Source organism: Desulfovibrio sp. 1214_IL3152 (genome assembly GCF_036763055.1).
Taxonomy (GTDB): domain Bacteria; phylum Desulfobacterota; class Desulfovibrionia; order Desulfovibrionales; family Desulfovibrionaceae; genus Desulfovibrio.
The window spans coordinates 1-1,642 of the sequence record NZ_JBAIYW010000338.1 but is presented as its reverse complement, the minus strand read 5'-3'; the positions used below and the strand labels follow the sequence as shown (position 1 = coordinate 1,642).

General features: G+C 61.6%; 2 protein-coding genes. Both read right to left on the bottom strand.

Annotated elements, in window-relative coordinates:
* Nucleotides 1-97 precede the first annotated feature (97 nt).
* A complete protein-coding gene (locus V6C07_RS07325; protein ID WP_333535707.1) occupies nucleotides 98-808 on the bottom strand; it encodes an ABC transporter ATP-binding protein in 711 nt (236 codons plus the stop codon).
* 3 nt (nucleotides 809-811) lie between these two features.
* Nucleotides 812-1,582 (bottom strand): ABC transporter ATP-binding protein, encoded by a 771-nt coding sequence (locus V6C07_RS07320; RefSeq protein ID WP_333535706.1) that lies wholly within the window; start codon nucleotides 1,580-1,582, stop codon nucleotides 812-814.
* Nucleotides 1,583-1,642 lie beyond the last annotated feature (60 nt).

The window sequence follows — 1,642 nt, the reverse complement described above, 5'->3', positions numbered from 1 at the left end:
GATGTTCCTCGCCGCGCGCAGGATACGGGCTTGCACCCGGCAGCGGCGGAAGGCTGCTGCCGGAACGCTCCCGGAGCAGATTCAAAGTGAAGTTGCCCTAGCCGCCCAGATAGGCTTCCCGCACGCTGGCATTGTTCAGCAGGCTGCGGGCCTGGTCTTCCATAACCACCTTGCCCACTTCCAGCACGTAGCCGCGTGATGCCAGCTTGAGGGCCGCACGGGCGTTCTGTTCCACCAGCAGCACGGTGACGCCGCGCTTGTTGATGGCCCGCACCGTTTCAAAAATGGAGCGTACCAAAAGCGGCGCCAGACCAAGAGAAGGTTCGTCCAGCAGCAGCAGGCGCGGTTCGGCCATCAGGGCGCGGCCAATGGCGAGCATCTGCTGCTCGCCGCCCGAAAGCGTCCCCGCAAGCTGATCCTTGCGCTCAAGCAGGCGCGGAAAAAGGTCGAATATCCATTCCAGGGTACGCTCGCTGCGGGCTTTGTCTTCAATGCAAAAAGCGCCCAGACGAAGGTTTTCAAGCACGCTCATGACGCCGAAAACGCGCCGCCCCTCGGGCGACTGCGCAATGCCCAGCCCCACAACCTTGTGGCTCGGCAGCCGCAGAAGATTTTGTCCTTCAAAAAGAATTTCGCCCGAAGTGGGCCGCACCAGCCCGCTGATGGACAGCAGGGTGGTGCTTTTGCCCGCGCCGTTAGCCCCGAGGATGGTGACTATCTCGCCCTCTTCCACCCGCAGGTTAATGCCGTGCAGCACCTCGACGCTGCCGTAGCTCACCCGTATGTCAGAAAGTTGCAACAGGCACATGGCTTACCACTTCTCGTCTTCTACGCCCAGGTAGGCTTCCACCACCGCCGGATTGCGGCGCACGGCCTCCGGCTCGCCCTGGGCTATCATGGTGCCGTGTTCCAGCACCACCAGTTTTTCACAGATTTTCATGACCAGCCGCATATCATGCTCGATCAGCAGCACCGTAATACCCCTGTCACGAATGGCCGCTATGGTGTCTACAAGAGCCACAGTTTCCTGATCATTCATGCCTCCGGCAGGCTCGTCCAGAATGAGCAGGCGCGGGTCGGACGCCAGTGCGCGGGCGATTTCAAGCAGCCGCTGGTTGCCGTAAGAAAGCCCCCCGGCGGCTTCGGCATGGCTGTCGGCCAGCCCCACAAAACGCAGTTCTTCCATACAGCGCGCCACGGCGGCACGCTCTTCACTGCGCTGCCGGGGCAGATGCAGCATGCACGACAGCATGCCCGCCTTCATGCGGCAGTGACGCCCGGCCAGAACATTTTCCAGCACGGAAAGCTTGCCGAACAGGCGAATGCTCTGAAAGGTACGGGCAATGCCAAGCTCCACCACGCGGTGGGGCCGCAGACCGGCAATAGGCTCGCCGTCAAAGAAGATGCGGCCTTTTTCAGGTGTATAGTTGCCGGTAATGCAGTTGAAAACCGTGGTCTTGCCCGCCCCGTTGGGACCGATAAGGCCCACAACGCTGCCTGCGTCAACATTGAAGGTCAGATCGTTGACAGCCACAAGGCCGCCGAAAACCTTGGTCATTTCCTGCAAGCGCAAAAGGCTCATGCGGGCCTCCCGTCGGCGGTTCCGTTGCCGCCGTCACCAGCAGCGGCCTGCGGTGCGCCA

What these genes read in the sequence shown, in the direction of transcription:
- V6C07_RS07320 (WP_333535706.1), bottom strand. Translation starts at nt 1,582, where the DNA reads ATGAGCCTTTTGCGCTTGCAGGAAATGACCAAGGTTTTCGGCGGCCTT.
- V6C07_RS07325 (WP_333535707.1), bottom strand. Translation starts at nt 808, where the DNA reads ATGTGCCTGTTGCAACTTTCTGACATACGGGTGAGCTACGGCAGCGTC.